This window comes from Candidatus Nitrotoga sp. 1052, from assembly GCF_927312905.1.
Lineage (GTDB): Bacteria > Pseudomonadota > Gammaproteobacteria > Burkholderiales > Gallionellaceae > Nitrotoga.
The window spans coordinates 22283-38916 of sequence record NZ_CAKMHQ010000067.1 but is presented as its reverse complement, the minus strand read 5'-3'; the positions used below and the strand labels follow the sequence as shown (position 1 = coordinate 38916).

Sequence of the window (16634 nt, the reverse complement as noted above, 5' to 3'; positions counted from 1 at the left end):
CAATGGCAACAACAATCGATATACGATAGCCGAGCAACTCATGGTTGTGACTTTGTTTTGGAGGCTGCGTTAGGAGTCATCGATGAAGCCGTCGTTTTTTGCTCGGCGCTGTTAGTCATTTTTAATTTAACCAGATCTCCTTCCATCAGTGACTCGGGAGGATTATTTATTACTAGCTCATTTACATTAAGTGCCACTGCAATTTCAAGCGAGGTACCCAAATCACTAAGAATTTCAACGCGCTTAAACATCACTCGTCTGTTGCCCGCTACGACAGCAATAAACGGGCCTTCTTTTTTATACAGAATCGCACCCGCAGGAATCCGTAAAGATTTTTCATTGGCAGGAAATATAAAGGTCACGCTGCCATATTCACCCGGGAGTAATTCACGGGACGAATTTTCCACTTCGAACTGCATCAACATCGTGCCAGAGCTTTCATTGACCGACTCGGAAGTCCCCAAGAGTTTCGCTGAAAAATGCTTCCCCGGGTATTCTGGTACATCAACCTGAACTACCATATCCGGTTTAATGCGGGCTGCATAATTCTGCGGAAGCGTGACATACAGTCTTAATTTGTGCACATCTGAAATCATGAACAATTCTTTTCCCGACTGGTGACCTGCGTTAATTAATGCACCAATGTCTGTATGGCGACTGGTTATGACCCCATCAAAAGGAGCGGTGATCCGTTTAAATGCTTCCAAAGCAAGCAAACGATCCACATTCGCTTGCGCTGCCACCACGAAAGCTCTCTTAGCAGCATAATCGCCATTTTTTTCATCCACTTCCTGGGCAGAGACTGAATCAGTTTTCAATAAATTACGCCAACGATGCGCCGTCGTTTCAGCCAGTTTTGCGTTTGCCTTGGCGGACTCCATGTTTGCTACTGCTTGTTTTAGCTGCTGATCTAAATCAGGTGTTTCAATTTCAGCGAGAACCTGCCCTGCCTTTACATCATCTCCGATGTCCAATTTCCAACTCTTCAAATACCCGCTTACCCGCGCGTAAATAGGCGCCGAATAATAAGCTTGCAAGCTGCCAGGCAATATCAATTTTTCAGTATCTCTCTGGCCCTCTAGCGCTACCGTCGCAACGGTAATCAGGGCTCCTTCTGTCTTCGCAGCTGCAAGAATTTTCTGATCATCCATACGTTGCTTGAATCCACCCACAAAGATCCCAACAGCAACAGCAGCTATCACCATAATAATCGTTAACAGGTGTTTTGCCGGTCGCCGAACCGTTAGCGGGGAATGAATATCATCCATGCACAACTGCTCCCTCAGTTTTGATTATGCGCGGCTGCCGCCCGTGAATCATGCCAAATAAAACTGGAACAAAAAACAAGGTGGCACAAGTCGCGGTAATTAACCCACCAACGACTGCCCTGCCAAGAGGCGCATTTTGCTCGCCACCGTCTCCCAGCCCCAATGCCATTGGTGCCATGCCAATGATCATGGCCAGCGCGGTCATTAATACCGGACGAAACCTGCCAAATCCCGCTTCCAGTCCCGCTCTGATTGGATCACCGGTATGTGCTAATCGTTCGCGAGCAAAACTCACGACCAGAATACTGTTGGCGGTGGCCACACCCATGCACATAATCGCACCGGTTAATGCCGGAACAGATAGGGTAGTATGAGTTGCAAACAACATCCATACTATTCCCGCCAATGCAGCTGGCAGAGCGGCAACGATGATAAATGGATCACTCCAGGATTGAAAATTCACTACAATCAACAAATAAATCAAAACGATTGCCCCTAGCAGACCAAACAATAACCCGCTAAATGCTGTATTCATGGTTTTCACCTGCCCACGGAGCGTAATCGTTGCGCCTTTTGGCCGTTCTTTTTCGTGGGCTTGCAGCACCTTCTCAATATCACTTGCAATTGCGCCCAAATCTCTCCTGTCGGGTGTCGCATAAATATCGATAACTGGTTGCACCGCATAATGCGACGCCACCGCCGCCGTTTTGGTTCGGGTAATAGTCGCGAGCCCTCCCAAAATTTGGGGGTCGCGTCCCTCGCTCCCCACAACCGGTATGTTTTCAAGATCCGATAAATTTTGAATTCTATAGTTCGGGGTTTGGGCTACGATTGAGTATGCAACACCGTTCGATTTATTTAGCCAATATGACGGGGACACCTGCCCGCTACCGGCCAAGGTAACGACCAGACTGTTTGTGACATCACGTTCGGTAATGCCCACTTTCTTTGCCCGAATGCGATCCACATCGACTAAAAACTGAGGATAGTTATAAGCTTGCTGAATTCTTAGATCTGCGACTCCAGAAATTTTGGCGATATCACGCTGAAGGATTTGTGCATATATAAGATTTTGCTCACTATTCGGACCCATAACTTGGACGTCAATTGGCGCTGGCGCACCAAAATTCAAGATTTGACTAATGATATCCGCGGGCAAGAAAGAAAATGTCGATCCCGGATACTGCTGCGGCAGAAATTCACGTAAGCGGCGCACATAACTATCGGTCGGCGCATGTCCCTTGTGCAGGGCTATCAGAATATCCCCGTCTTGCGGGCCTATCGTTCCCGTATTGTTGTACACAAGGTTAATCCCGCTTACGGTAAGGCCAATATTATCGATAACGCTTACCAGCTCATTTGCCGGAATAGCCCGGCGAATATCTGCTTCAATCCGATCAAACAACCTTGCCGTTTCTTCAACCCTTGTTCCAACGGGCGCACGGACATGGATTTTTATTTGTCCTGCATCCACCAAGGGGAAAAAATCTCGCCCTAACCACGGAATCAAGGCGAAGGAAATGCCCACCGCAAATAAAAATCCCGCGATGAATTTATTTCTATGGGACATAAATGCGACCAGAATCCCATAGTATTTGTCCCGAACTTCATTAAATCCGCGATTAAACCACTCTTGAAATCTAACAAGAGGATTTTTAGAGTGCGTCCCTGCCTGATTAACATGAAAAGAATGACCTATTCCCAATGCATGAGGTTTCAGTAAATACATCGCCAATGTTGGAACCAAAGTCCTGGATAACAAAAATGAGGCGATCATCGCAAACATAACCGCTTCCGCCATGGGAACAAACAAGTAATGTGCCACCCCTTCCAGGAAAAACATTGGAACAAACACAATACAAATACATAACAGGGAGACAAAAGCTGGCGTTACAATTTGGTGAGCGCCATCCATGATGGCGCTTTTTACATCTTTTCCGTGTTCCAGATGCCAGTTAATGTTCTCAATAGTGACCGTCGCATCATCCACCAATATCCCAACCGCCAATGCCAGCCCACCCAGTGTCATAATATTAAGTGTTTCTCCTACAATTGATAGCCCTACAATAGAGCTCAAGATTGCAAGCGGGATCGAAATAGCAATAATTACAGTAGAACGCCAACTCCCCAGAAAAAGCAAAATCATCAAACTGGTCAACGCTGCGGCAATCACCCCTTCTTCCGCTACACTTGCAATTGCTGCTTTTACAAACACGGATTGATCTCCAACGCCATCAAGCCGTACCGCTGACGGGATACTCTCAGACAGCTTTGGCAATAGTTGCCGCACTTTTGCCACAATATCCAATGTCGAGGCAGCACCATTTTTTAAAATGGTCATCAGTACGGCACGTTCACCATCCACACGCACTACATTGATCTGCGGCGGGTTTCCATCTCGAACACTCGCAATATCCCGGAAAGTTATTACACTATCGCCAACAACCTTGATGGGGAAATTGTTAAGTTCTTCAATTGCATCCGGGCTATTATTTAATCTGATACTGTATTCATAGTTACCGATTTTCTGTGTCCCAACTGGAATCATTTGAGTCTGCGATGCCAGCGCATTTTGCACATCCTGGGCGGATATCCGCTTCGCCTGCATCGCCTTTTGGTTCAAATCAATTTGAATTTGCCGAGATTTGCCGCCATAAGGAGAGGGAATAGTCGTGCCGGGAACCGATGCCAGCTGTGGCCGAATAAAATTCTGGGCCAAATCGTATAATTTTTGCTCAGGTACTGATGGACTTGATAGTGCCAGTTGTAGAATCGGTACCGTTGACGCGTTGTAATTCAAAATTAGCGGCGGCGATATGCCGGGAGGCATCTGCTTTAAAACTGTTTGCGAGATAGACGTAACCTGAGCCGTAGCCGTTCTAATATCGACATTTGGCTGAAAAAATATTTTGACGATGCCGTAGCCAGGTAACGATTGGGACTCAATATGATCGATGTCATTTACAGTCGAGCTAAGCGCCCGTTCATACCTATATATCACGCGTCCGGCCATATCGTCCGGCGGCAACCCCGTATAAGACCATACTGCGCCAATCACGGGGATTTTGATATCGGGGAAAATATCGGTAGGGGATTTCAGCACCGCTAGTGGGCCGAACAAGATGATTAGCAGCGCTAACACAATAAAAGTGTACGGTCTCTGCAGAGCAATCTTGACAAGTTCAATCATAGCGCTATAGAAACGTAGTATTTCAACATTTTTATCTTCATCCCTTTGCTCAGGTCACCACCACTTGGCAGTTTCATCATATTAAATACTCATTGTTATAAAATGATGACACTGCTATCGACAAATACAAATAATTCTCATTATTTCTGAAAAATTTCACAAAAAAAACAATTCTTATTAAATAATATAGTTCAAGTTTTCACAACCGAGAAAGCCGTTATTTCTGATAAATGATCGGGTACAAAACCAATCAAACCATGAGTTCACTATGCTTTAACTACAAACGTGGTTCATCAAGTTTGGACCAACTTTTTATGGGTATGAATACTCATAAGCATGCCAAAACCAAGCAGTAATGTGACCATAGACGTGCCGCCGTAGCTAATGAGCGGTAACGGTACGCCCACAACTGGCAGAATGCCGCTCACCATGCCCATGTTGACGAAGGCATAGGTGAAAAAAGTGAGTGTAATGCTACCGGCCATAAGACGTGTGAAGTAAGTTGAAGCATTGGCGGTAATAACGAATCCACGTGCAATGACGAACAGGTACAAACTTAACAGTATAAGATTACCGATCAGGCCAAATTCTTCCGAGTACACAGCAAAAATAAAGTCAGTGGTGCGCTCCGGCAGAAAGTCGAGGTGGGTCTGAGTGCCATTGAGATACCCCTTGCCAAATATCCCGCCGGAACCCACCGCAATAATGGCTTGGATAGTATGATAGCCCCTGCCCAGCGCATCCTGCGCCGGATCAAGCAACATCATAATGCGGTGGCGCTGATAGTCGTGCAGCGTGGACCACGCAAATGGCATACTTGCCATTAAAATTACCAAGAAGGACAGCATGACACGCCAGGATATACCGGCAAGAAATAGCACATAAAATCCGCTAGCGGCGATCAGAATGGCTGTACCCAAATCTGGCTGGCGTGCAATTAATGCCACCGGCAGCAACAACAGCAAGGTTGCGACGAAATAATTTTTTAAGGTCAACATGGCTTCGTGCTTTTCAAAATACCAAGCCATCATCAACGGCACGGCTATCCTCATTAGCTCGGAAGGCTGAATGGTCGTCACCCCGACGTTTAGCCAGCGCCGTGCCCCGTGTGCGATTTCACCAAAGAACGCCACGGCAATCAGCAGCACCATACCTAGCAGATAGACTGGCACGGCGGCCCGCATCAGATAATGAAGCGGCATGTTGGCCACAATCCATAGTGCGGCGCACGCCACCAGTATATTCGTCATCTGCGCCAGCACTCGGAACCAATTGCCGCCGCTGGCGCTATATAGCACCACCAAACTAACCAACAGAAGCAGTCCAAGCGAAGCCAGCAGAACGGGGTCAAGATGCGCGACGAAGCGTTGCCACAGACGTCGTCTAGTCATTTTCTACCCCTTCTGCTTCATCCACTGTCAGCAAGGGCTGAGGGACCTTACCCAGAATGAAGTAGTCCAACACCTTACGCGCAATCGGCGCAGCGGTGGAGCTGCCATGTCCGCCGTTCTCGACAAGCACTGCCAGCGCGATCTTGGGCTGATCGGAAGGTGCAAAGGCCATGAACCAAGCGTGGTCGCGATACCGTTCCTGAATTTTGCTCTCGATGTATTTCTCACCCTGCTTCATGCCTATTACCTGCGCCGTGCCGGTTTTACCGGCAAAAGCATAGGGTGCACCTGCGCCCGCCATTGCAGCCGTTCCTCCAGGTTGCGTCACCGCCACCATAGCGCTTTTCACCAGCGCGAGATGCTCCGCATTGAGTTTGAGATTAAATTCCAGATTCGTCTTCAAGGTGCTTTTTTCGCTAGTGCGCGAACTTTGCACCTCCTTCAACAAATGCGGGCGATAGGCTATCCCATCGTTGGCCAATATCGCTGTGGCGTAAGCCAATTGCAGCGGGGTAACCAGATTGTAGCCTTGACCGATACCAACCGAAACCGTGTCGCCTGCATACCATTTTTGTTTGTGACGTTTCTGCTTCCACTCCTGTGACGGCATCAAGCCGGAAACCTCACCTTCCAAATCAATGCCGGTTTTCTTACCGAATCCAAACTCCGAAAAAAAGCTAAATATGTTGTCTATGCCCAATTCGGTGGCCAATCCATAATAATAAGTATCGCAAGACACTACGATAGATTTAAACAAGTCAACGCTGCCGTGCCCACCTTTTTTCCAATCACGGTATTGGTGACGACTACCAGGCAGGCTGAAGTAACCTGGGTCACTAATAGTGTGACCGGGTGCGCGCTTGTTGTAATGCAGCCCAGCCAATGCCATGAACGGCTTGATGGTGGAGCCTGGTGAATATTGGCCACGCAATGCACGATTGTTTAGTGGCACATCGGGCGAGTTATTCAGCTCATTCCAGCTCTGTTCATCAATACCATCAATGAACAGGTTAGGATCGTAGCCCGGCTTGCTGACAAAGGCCAATACCTCCCCATTGCTTGGGTCTATAGCCACTAACGCACCTCGATAATTACCGAACGCCTGTTCGGCAATTCCCTGCAACTTAGCATCTATCGTTAATACCAAGTTGTTGCCCGAGACTGGTGGGGTGCGCGACAGCACTCGCACCTCGCGCCCACCTGCATCGACTTCCACTTGCTGGAAGCCGGTTTTACCATGCAATTCGCCCTCGTACTTCTGCTCGATGCCAGTCTTGCCGATGTAATCAGAGCCACGATAATTAGCAGCCATTTCATCCTCCTCGAGCTGCGCAATTTCACTCTCATTAATACGACCGATGTAACCGACCAAATGAGAAATCTGCTCGTGGTATGGATATTCACGGAACAAGCGCGCCTTAATTTCCACGCCGGGAAAGCGATAGCGCTGCGCAGAAAAGCGCGCCACCTCATTATCAGTTAGACGGTTGCGTATTGGCAGGCTCTCAAATTTACGGTTATCGGCCAGCAGTCTCTTAAAGCGCTTGCGATCTCCGGGCTGAATGTCAACTATCTTTGCAAGCTCATCAATCGTCGCTTTCAGATCGATCACCTTGTTTAATGTTATCTCTAAAGTGTAAGCAGAATAATTATGAGCCAGAACCACGCCATTGCGGTCAAGTATCAGGCCGCGACTAGGCGCAATGGGCACGATGGAAATGCGGTTATTCTCCGCGAGAGTTTGGTAGTGACTCTGTTGTATTACCTGCAAATAAACAAAACGCGCCAGCAGTATTAACAGCAGAAGCAGCACAAACCCTAAACTTAGCCCCAGACGCAGCCGAAAATTATGTATTTCTCGTTGAGTGTCTTTAAACTCGATGTGACGCTTCATAACTGATCAGATGCAGCACGGGGACGACGCAAGGCCTGCAACAATATGGTCAATGGTGCCCACAGCAAGGCCGTCACTACACTGCCGATAAAGTATTCCCATGAAATATTGCCGCGCAGCTGCCAATGCACTGCGGCATAAATCGCATATGCAAGCAATAACAACGGGAAGATTTGCAGGGTCTGCTGGCGCAAATTGAACATCAGCACCCGGCGATGCAACACGATGCCGCTGAAAGCCAATACCGAGTATGCCAGTGCATGCTGCCCAAAGAGACTTGCATCAGCAACATCGGCAAGTATGCCTACCGTCCACGCAATGCTTATGCCGACGTGATACGGTTTGTGCGTGCACCAGTAGAGTACTACCAGCGCGACAAAATCTGGACGGAACACAAGCCAGACACCTTGCCATGGCAACCAATCGAGCATCAGCGCAACAAGCAGGCTAGCTGCGATAAAAGAACGGCTGACGGGCAACTGGAATTCCTGGTCTTTCTGAATGTGATCTCTCACCGGTTCCCCCGTCTGCCATTTTTAGGCTTGCCGGTCGCGGCTTCCACAACCACCTCCGGGCGCTCCGGTAACTTCAGCAACACGGACAAGATCAACAGTTGGCGCTGCTTATCCACCCCCGCAATCGGGGCACATAGAATGCGCGCAAAAGGATAGGCAGGATCACGCTCAACGCGGATTACCTTGGCCACCGGCAGACCGGGCGGATAAGTGCCATCAATGCCGGAAGTCACCAACACATCGCCATTCTGAATATCAGAACTAATGGGCATATAGCGCAGCGCCAGCTCACCAGTGTCACCAGAACCGAACACCACTGCGCGCAAGCCATTGCGCAGCACCTGTACCGGCACCGCGTGATCCTTATCAGTAATTAACGTGACCTCGCTCATCCAAGGATAAACGCGTGTAACCTGGCCGACGATACCGCTATCATCCATCACTATCTGTCCGGCCAGCACATTGGCCTGCGTGCCCTTGTCCAATAATATTTTGCGATTAAATATGTCGCGTTCGACATACATGATTTCGGCTAGCTGCATTGGATAATCGGCACGCTGCTGCACCATAAGAAGGTTACGCAAGTGCTGATTCTCCGCTTTCAGTACCTCTAGCTGTAGCAACTGCGCGGCATCTAAAGCGTGTTGATTGCGTAATTCAGCGTTGTCGCGAATCAAGCTGTTATGGGAGACAAAAAAAGCATCAACCTCATACCATAAATTACTTGGTGCCGTGACTAACCGTTGCAAAGGGTATACCAAGACTGAAAGGCCGCTACGTATGGATTCCAGATATCGATATCGTACATCCACAAACAATAGCAGCAACGAGAGCAGCGCGAAAAATATCAGCCGGACGGCAGGAGAGGGGCCTCGATTGAAGAAGCGAAGGGGCTGGTTTTGTTCCATTAGGGCATTTCAACAGCCATTTCTGCTTACAATTCTCAGTTACAACACCAACGCTACTCTCTTCCGTTTACGGAAGTAAAGTCGGAAGAGAAGGAAATTACTGGACTGTATTAATTTAAAATTATCCACACACTGTTAAATATGATGCTTAATCGCTGGTGAAAATTCCACTGTATTTATCCATCCGGTCAAGAGCTTTGCCGGAACCGCGCACCACGCAGGTAAGCGGGTCATCCGCAATCAACACGGGTAAGCCAGTCTCTTCCATCAATAAGCGGTCGATATCACGCAGCAATGCGCCGCCGCCAGTCAGAACCATACCCTTTCTGGCAATATCCGAGCCCAGCTCTGGGGGGGTCTGCTCTAGCGCGATCTTCACCGCGCTGACAATATTATTGAGTGGATCAGTGAGGGCCTCCAGTATTTCATTACTGGAAATGGTAAAGCTACGCGGCACACCTTCCGCTAGATTACGTCCCATCACCTCCATTTCACGCACTTCACTGCCAGGAAATGCCGAACCGATTTCTTTCTTGATCTGTTCCGCGGTGGTTTCGCCAATCAACATGCCATAGTTGCGGCGGATGTAATTAATAATAGCCTCGTCGAACTTGTCGCCACCGACGCGTATGGAACCGGAATACACCGCGCCGCCAAGCGAAATCACACCTACTTCAGTAGTACCACCGCCGATGTCCACCACCATCGAGCCGTTTGGCTCTTCCACTGGCAGATCAGCGCCTATTGCTGCTGCCATAGGCTCTTCAATCAACTCCACTCGGCGCGCCCCCGCACCATAAGCGGATTCGCGGATAGCGCGCCGCTCCACTTGAGTGGAGCCGCACGGCACGCAAATCACGATGCGCGGGCTAGGGCTGAAAATGCCAGACTTATGCACTCTCTTGATGAATTGTTTGAGCATTTGTTCGGTGACGGTAAAATCAGCAATTACGCCGTCCCTCATCGGGCGTATGACAGTAATATTGCCCGGCGTGCGCCCAAGCATCTGCTTGGCTGCCAGCCCAACCTGCTGAATCACCTTCTTGTCGTTTGGGCCGCTCCCATGGCGAATTGCCACCACCGAAGGTTCATCCAGCACAATGCCTTTGCCGCGTGCCCAGATCAGGGTGTTAGCAGTGCCCAAATCTATCGCTAAATCATTAGCAAAATAGCTGTCAAAAAATCCAAACATGATGAATCCCGGAATAGAAAAAAATGCGCCCGATATCGTAAAAAATTAGTCTGGCAACATTGTTTAATGATAACCTATTAAGCTACTTTTAATAAAGATAAAGAATTCAACCTATGTCGCTCAGTATTAATGATGTCTATAAGGTCGCCCGGCTGGCCCGGCTAGGAGTGACCGAGCAGGAAGCGCAAACAGCGCACGCCCAGCTTTTGACTATCTTTAGCTTGATCGCCGAAATGCAGGCAGTCGATACTAATGGGATTGCACCGATGTCGCACGCTCAGGACATAACCCAACGCTTGCGTGAGGATGTGGTCACGGAACACAATCAACGCGAGCTATTTCAGGCTGCAGCCCCACAAATTAAAAAAGGATTGTATCTAGTACCACAAGTCATCGAATAACTATCCAGTTCCAAGACCATGCTTAATTCCAGTTTGCTACAGCTAGGCGCAGCATTGCGCAGCAAGAAAATTTCCAGCGTTGAGTTAACGCAACTGTATCTCCACCGCATTGCCGCACTCAACTCAAAACTCAATGCCTACATTACGGTAAATGAGGAGATGAGCTTGGTACAGGCACGCGCAGCCGATGCCCAGTTGGCGCAATCCGAAACCCACGCTCTCACTGGCATTCCCATCGCCCAGAAAGATATATTCTGTGCAATGGGTTGGCGCACCACCTGCGGCTCGAAAATGCTGTCTAATTTTATTGCTCCCTACGATGCGCATGTGATTGAGCAATTCAACCGCGTCGGCGCGGTAAATCTGGGCAAGACCAACATGGACGAGTTCGCCATGGGTTCCAGCAATGAAACTTCTTACTTTGGCACTGTAAAAAACCCCTGGGGCCACAACGCCGTACCCGGCGGCAGCTCCGGCGGTAGTGCAGCAGCGGTGTCGGCCCACTTATGTGCAGCAGCCACCGGCACTGACACTGGCGGCTCTATCCGCCAACCAGCCGCACTATGTGGCATCTCAGGCCTGAAACCAACTTACGGCGTAGTCTCCCGCTACGGCATGATCGCCTTTGCCTCCAGTCTGGATCAAGCCGGGCCAATGGCGCACAGCGCAGAAGATTTGGCGCTGCTGTTGAATGTAATGGCCGGCTTCGACGAACGTGATTCCACTAGCCTGCAACGTGAAACCGAAGATTACGCACGAGATTTAAATAAGCCGCTAAATGGTCTGCGCATCGGTCTGCCCAAAGAATTCTTCGCCGCAGGTTTGAGCGCAGATGTCGCCCAAGCGATCGAAGCGTCCATTGCCGAATATAAAAAACTAGGTGCCAGCGTGGTAGACATCAACCTGCCCAACTCGCGCCTGTCCATCCCAGTGTATTACGTGCTGGCTCCGGCGGAAGCTTCCAGCAATCTGTCGCGATACGACGGTGTGCGTTACGGCTACCGCGCGCCGGAATATACCAATCTTGCGGACATGTATGAAAAATCCCGCGCGCAGGGTTTCGGTGAAGAAGTGAAGCGGCGCATTATGATCGGCACTTATGTGCTATCGCACGGTTACTACGACGCCTATTATTTGCAGGCACAGAAAATTCGCCGCCTGATCGCGCAGGATTTTGTCGAAGCATTCAAGCAATGTGACGTCATCATGGGGCCAACCACTCCCACCACCGCCTTCAATCTGGGCGAGAAAAACGATGACCCGGTGCAGATGTACCTTTCCGACATCTATACCATCGCTGTGAATCTCGCAGGCCTGCCCGGCATGTCTATCCCGGCAGGTTTCGGCGGCAATGGCTTGCCCGTTGGCTTGCAAATTATTGGCAATTATTTCGACGAGGCGCGCATGCTAAACGTGGCACATCAATATCAGCAGGTGACCGATTGGCACACCCGCACTCCGCAACATATCGAGGTGTAAGGAACCGCACCATGCAATGGGAAATCGTTATCGGACTGGAAGTGCATGCTCAACTCTCGACCAGCAGCAAGATTTTTTCTGGCGCTTCGACCGCATTTGGCGCAGAACCCAACACCCAAGCCTGCGCGGTAGATCTGGCGCTGCCTGGCGTATTACCGGTGCTGAACCGTGGCGCAGTTGAACGCGCCATCAGGTTTGGCCTTGCGGTTGGGGCGCATATTGCGCAGCGCTCTGTGTTTTCACGTAAAAATTATTTCTATCCTGACCTGCCCAAGGGGTACCAAATCAGTCAGTTTGATTTACCAATAATTGGCCAAGGCTCGTTGACTATTCAGGTCCCTACAACGACCACAGGGCAAACGTATAAAAAAGTGGTGCGCCTGACCCGTGCACATCTTGAAGAAGATGCAGGAAAATCGTTGCACGAAGATTTTCATGGCATGACAGGAATCGATCTTAACCGCGCTGGAACACCTCTGCTGGAAATAGTCTCGGAACCGGACATGCGCTCCGCCGCCGAGGCCGTGTCCTATGCCAAAATGCTGCACACCCTGGTGCGCTGGATCGGCATCTGCGATGGCAACATGCAGGAAGGGTCGTTCCGCTGCGATGCCAATGTCTCCGTGCGTCGCCCGGGGGCCGAATTAGGCACACGCCGCGAGATCAAAAACCTTAACTCGTTCCGCTTTCTGCAACAGGCTATCGAATATGAAGCACAGTGGCAGATAGATACACTGGAAAACGGCGGAACTATCCATCAAGCGACAGTATTGTTCGATTCCGACAAGGGTGAAACCCGCGCCATGCGCAGCAAGGAAGACGCGAACGATTACCGTTATTTCCCGGATCCTGATCTGCTGCCGCTAGCGATTGATAATGAGTGGATCGAGCAGGTGCGCGGCACGCTCCCCGAGTTGCCACTATCCAAGCAAGCACGCTATATTGCCGATCTCGGCCTATCTGTCTACGACGCCGACACTTTGACCTCATCACGAGAAATGGCGGATTTCTTCGAAGCGACACTAAACGAAGCCCCCAAGGAAGCCAAGCTGTGCGCCAACTGGCTGATGGGTGATGTAAGCGCCTCACTTAACCGTGAAGATCGCGATATTACACAATGTCCGATCTCACCCCAGCAGCTAGGCGGTATGCTTAAACGTATTGCAGATGGAACCATTTCCAACTTTGCCGCCAAGGAAGTTTTCAAGATACTCTGGAGTAATGGCGGCAACCCCGATACCATTATCGAAACAAAAGGGTTAAAACAGATGTCCGATGTCGGCGCAATGGAGGCAATGGTAGACGAGATTATCACCGCCAACCCAGTGCAAGTCGCCGAATATCGCTGCGGTAAGGAGAAAGTGTTTGGCTTTTTTGTCGGCCTCGCAATGAAGGCCAGCAAAGGCAAAGCCAACCCTGCACAGATGAATGAAATTCTAAAGCGCAAACTGGCGGGTTAGTGTAGTACTTCGTTCTTCGTGGAACTTAAGCGGCGGTTGGCGCGGATGACTTTTTAAAGAATATCATTTGCCTTGGCGTTTTAGACAAATGGCTTCGGATTCTTGTTATGCACGGTTATGTATTCCTCGATGGCGGTGATCAGTTCAGCCACGCTCCTGAAGACTCCATGCTCTAACTCTGAGCATTAAACCCGGATTGTTCATTGGAAGCACGAATCCAATAAAATCAACGGGGTTTCTAATGGTATCAATTAGAAATTCCCCTTGTTTTTCAATGATGTGCTGCTCTAATGGTCAATCTAGGTTAAAGGTGGCGGAGAAACATTTGACAGACTTTCTAACTCGATTGCAGCCGCCAAGCTTAACCTTCCAAGTGACTCTATATTAAATACCCCTTCTCTTTCTCTCACGCAACATGTTGCGGGATGACGGAGTGATTTTTGTCAGCATTGATGACAACGAAGTAAATAACTTGCGAATGCTGATAATGAGATATCCCGGGAATAAAATTTCGTTGAAGAGCCAAAAGATGCATAAACATTTTTTCGCTCGTATCCCGCTATTTCTTTATGTCGTTGTGCTATTTCTGGGTGTCTGGATACGACTTGACCAGTTTCTTGTCCAAACATTAAATGATGACGAGTGGCATGCAATACATCAACTAATATTACATAGCCCTCGTGACATCCTAATGTCGTTTGGGTACGCCGACCATAGCATTCCCTTGACTTTGCTCTATTGGATGGAAGCATCGTGTATTGGCCTGAGCGAACTGGGTATGCGATGGCCAATGATGTTGTGCGGGCTTGCAACGTTAGTGTTGTTACCATGGTACGTTTGGCGAACAGTCGGGCAGCGAGAAGCGATTTTGTTTGCCTCGATGCTGGCTATATCGCCAATGCTGGTTGTTTATAGCCAAACCGCGCGCCCTTACTCTATTACTCTTTTGCTTGGCTATGTTGCGCATTTTGCTTTTTGTCGTTACTTCGGCAAAACCTCCCATCAGCTTTTTTTTGGCTCCTTATATGGAGTAACGGCTGTACTTGCAACATGGATGCATTTGATTGTAGGGCCGTTTGTTGTTGCCCCATTTCTTTATGAAGGGATTGCAATACTCCGAGCTCCAGCCTCTGAACGTCAATTCCGCTTTCGCCGGATATTGATGCTTGGGTTGCCAACAGCAATCGGCATGTTGCTATTTATATTACCTCCTCTCATGGCGAATTTTTCAGCAATTGGGGGGAAAAGTGGTGTTATTGGCCCCAACTTTCAGACAATTGTAGGCGTATGGTATGTATGGTTTGGCACTCCATCGAGTATGACAATCTTGATCTTCCTCGTGCTATCGGTAATTGGAGTGCCAAGACTTTGGCGTGAAATGATGGTCATTCGTAGTGCATTGCTCGGATTGGTATTAACGCTGGTGATAATTTTGGTGACAAAACCAACATGGGTTTATCACTCAGTCACTTTCGGACGTTATCTATTACAAGCAATCCCCTTGCTCCTACTTTTTGTGGCCGCTGGTTCTGTCCGGCTTGCTGACGCTCTTGAGCAAAAAATATGGCCAATGCGTAAGGTTATAGGGACTGCGATCCTTTTCATGCCCCCACTGTTTCTTGCTCTTCAATCGCCTTTGGCTAATATGTTACGACACCCCAATACCAATCTAACGCACCCAGTTTATTACTTTGACTTTCGTCCTGACCACAACTTGATTCTGAACAGATCCATTAAAGATATCCCTCTCTCTTCCTATTGGTCGCAATTGGCTGCCCTGCCTCGTGATAGTTTGCATATTGCGGTTGCACCTTTTTATTTTGAGAGCTACAACTGGGATGCTCCACGCTGGGAGCTCATTAGCGGACAAACTATAATTCCCGCTTATCTCACTGGGCTATGTGTGGATTGGCGCTTGGGAGAGATTCCAAATATTGAGCGTTTCAAGTTTAAAAATGCTGTTTTCCTGAGTGATCAGGCAAGTCTTGCTACACACAAGATAGACCTAATTGCTTACCAGAAGCCATATATGGTAACGGAGGGTAATAACACCCAACATATGGTAGGTGAAGATACCTTGAATTGTGAAGCAGCCCTACGCATCCGATTTGGATTGCCACAGTATGAAGATGATAAAATTATCATCTTTTCTTTTGATGCAACTTCAAAGATGCAGGGCTATGTTAAATAACAAAAAAATAATGGTGGTTATGCCTGCGTTTCGAGCAGGTAAAACGCTTGAAATCACATGGCGCAGACTCCCTCATGATATTGTTGATCATATCTTGGTAGTAGATGATGCAAGCGATGATGATACGATTTCGATTGCGCAGAAGCTGGGGATTCCACTTAAGCTACATGCATCCAACCTAGGTTATGGCGCCAATCAGAAAACCTGCTATTCCGAGGCCATTAAGAATGGGGCAGATATTATTGTAATGGTGCATCCTGATTATCAATATGAACCGCGCTTGGTCACCGCGATGGCAGCGATGATCGAGTCAGGCGTGTATGACATGGTGATTGGTTCTCGGATTCTTGGTGGTGGTGCACTCAAGGGAGGGATGCCCGCATGGAAATATATTGCTAATCGCGTGCTTACTGCAGTTGAAAATCTGCTTTTAGGCGCAAAACTCTCCGAGTACCACACAGGATATCGTGCATATTCGTTAAAATTATTGCAATCCTTACCATGGCAACAGAATTCTGATGATTTCGTGTTTGATAATGAGCTATTGGCCCAAGCAATTGTCAATAATTTCGCTGTCGGCGAAATCTCTGTACCTACGAAATATTTCGCTGAAGCAAGTTCAATTAATTTTTCTCGCTCGGTTCGATATGGTTTTGGCGTTCTCGGTACATCTGCTCTAGGTTTTTTAGCCCGCTTCGGAATTTATCGTCACGTTTTATTCCGCAAGCCAGATTGAAACAACTCT

12 protein-coding genes are annotated in these 16634 nt (G+C 48.6%); 5 read left to right on the top strand and 7 right to left on the bottom strand.

Annotated features, from left to right (window positions below; genetic code table 11):
• Positions 1-38: 38 nt before the first annotated feature.
• From MJ768_RS12825 to MJ768_RS12795, 7 genes are all read right to left on the bottom strand, one after another.
• The gene (locus tag MJ768_RS12825) at positions 39-1268 is read right to left on the bottom strand and encodes an efflux RND transporter periplasmic adaptor subunit (protein ID WP_239292289.1); all 1230 of its coding nucleotides are present in this window, start codon (positions 1266-1268) and stop codon (positions 39-41) included.
• Entirely contained in the window at positions 1261-4458 is a 3198-nt protein-coding gene (locus MJ768_RS12820) for an efflux RND transporter permease subunit (protein ID WP_239292288.1), read from the bottom strand. The genes MJ768_RS12825 and MJ768_RS12820 overlap by 8 nt, the downstream gene beginning before the upstream one ends.
• A 293-nt stretch (positions 4459-4751) precedes the next feature.
• A complete protein-coding gene (gene rodA, locus MJ768_RS12815) occupies positions 4752-5849 on the bottom strand; it encodes a rod shape-determining protein RodA (protein ID WP_239292287.1) in 1098 nt (365 codons plus the stop codon).
• A complete protein-coding gene (gene mrdA, locus MJ768_RS12810) occupies positions 5842-7743 on the bottom strand; it encodes a penicillin-binding protein 2 (RefSeq protein ID WP_239292286.1) in 1902 nt (633 codons plus the stop codon). The genes rodA and mrdA overlap by 8 nt, the downstream gene beginning before the upstream one ends.
• Positions 7740-8258: a rod shape-determining protein MreD gene (gene mreD, locus MJ768_RS12805; protein ID WP_239292285.1), complete on the bottom strand. Its 519-nt coding sequence runs from the start codon at positions 8256-8258 to the stop codon at positions 7740-7742. The genes mrdA and mreD overlap by 4 nt, the downstream gene beginning before the upstream one ends.
• Complete coding sequence (mreC, locus tag MJ768_RS12800; RefSeq protein ID WP_239292284.1) at positions 8255-9166, bottom strand: rod shape-determining protein MreC; 912 nt, start codon at positions 9164-9166, stop codon at positions 8255-8257. The genes mreD and mreC overlap by 4 nt, the downstream gene beginning before the upstream one ends.
• 148 nt (positions 9167-9314) lie before the next feature.
• Entirely contained in the window at positions 9315-10358 is a 1044-nt protein-coding gene (locus MJ768_RS12795) for a rod shape-determining protein (RefSeq protein ID WP_239292283.1), read from the bottom strand.
• A gap of 113 nt (positions 10359-10471) precedes the next feature.
• Here MJ768_RS12795 and gatC point away from each other — a divergent pair, with 113 nt between their 5' ends.
• The 5 genes from gatC (at position 10472) to MJ768_RS12770 (ending at position 16625) form a co-directional block, all read left to right on the top strand.
• The gene (gene gatC / locus MJ768_RS12790; RefSeq protein WP_239292282.1) at positions 10472-10759 is read left to right on the top strand and encodes an Asp-tRNA(Asn)/Glu-tRNA(Gln) amidotransferase subunit GatC; all 288 of its coding nucleotides are present in this window, start codon (positions 10472-10474) and stop codon (positions 10757-10759) included.
• Between the two features lie 18 nt (positions 10760-10777).
• Entirely contained in the window at positions 10778-12238 is a 1461-nt protein-coding gene (gene gatA / locus MJ768_RS12785) for an Asp-tRNA(Asn)/Glu-tRNA(Gln) amidotransferase subunit GatA (protein ID WP_239292281.1), read from the top strand.
• Between the two features lie 11 nt (positions 12239-12249).
• Entirely contained in the window at positions 12250-13698 is a 1449-nt protein-coding gene (gene gatB / locus MJ768_RS12780) for an Asp-tRNA(Asn)/Glu-tRNA(Gln) amidotransferase subunit GatB (RefSeq protein WP_239292280.1), read from the top strand.
• 433 nt (positions 13699-14131) lie between these two features.
• Positions 14132-15889: a glycosyltransferase family 39 protein gene (locus tag MJ768_RS12775; protein ID WP_239292278.1), complete on the top strand. Its 1758-nt coding sequence runs from the start codon at positions 14132-14134 to the stop codon at positions 15887-15889.
• Positions 15879-16625: a glycosyltransferase family 2 protein gene (locus MJ768_RS12770; RefSeq protein WP_239292276.1), complete on the top strand. Its 747-nt coding sequence runs from the start codon at positions 15879-15881 to the stop codon at positions 16623-16625. The genes MJ768_RS12775 and MJ768_RS12770 overlap by 11 nt, the downstream gene beginning before the upstream one ends.
• Positions 16626-16634 lie beyond the last annotated feature (9 nt).

Bases quoted from the DNA above. Each gene is read 5' to 3' on its own strand.
- MJ768_RS12825 (WP_239292289.1), bottom strand. From the start codon at position 1,268: ATGGATGATATTCATTCCCCGCTAACGGTTCGGCGACCGGCAAAACAC.
- MJ768_RS12820 (WP_239292288.1), bottom strand. From the start codon at position 4,458: ATGATTGAACTTGTCAAGATTGCTCTGCAGAGACCGTACACTTTTATT.
- rodA (WP_239292287.1), bottom strand. From the start codon at position 5,849: ATGACTAGACGACGTCTGTGGCAACGCTTCGTCGCGCATCTTGACCCC.
- mrdA (WP_239292286.1), bottom strand. From the start codon at position 7,743: ATGAAGCGTCACATCGAGTTTAAAGACACTCAACGAGAAATACATAAT.
- mreC (WP_239292284.1), bottom strand. From the start codon at position 9,166: ATGGAACAAAACCAGCCCCTTCGCTTCTTCAATCGAGGCCCCTCTCCT.
- MJ768_RS12795 (WP_239292283.1), bottom strand. From the start codon at position 10,358: ATGTTTGGATTTTTTGACAGCTATTTTGCTAATGATTTAGCGATAGAT.
- gatC (WP_239292282.1), top strand. From the start codon at position 10,472: ATGTCGCTCAGTATTAATGATGTCTATAAGGTCGCCCGGCTGGCCCGG.
- gatA (WP_239292281.1), top strand. From the start codon at position 10,778: ATGCTTAATTCCAGTTTGCTACAGCTAGGCGCAGCATTGCGCAGCAAG.
- gatB (WP_239292280.1), top strand. From the start codon at position 12,250: ATGCAATGGGAAATCGTTATCGGACTGGAAGTGCATGCTCAACTCTCG.
- MJ768_RS12770 (WP_239292276.1), top strand. From the start codon at position 15,879: ATGTTAAATAACAAAAAAATAATGGTGGTTATGCCTGCGTTTCGAGCA.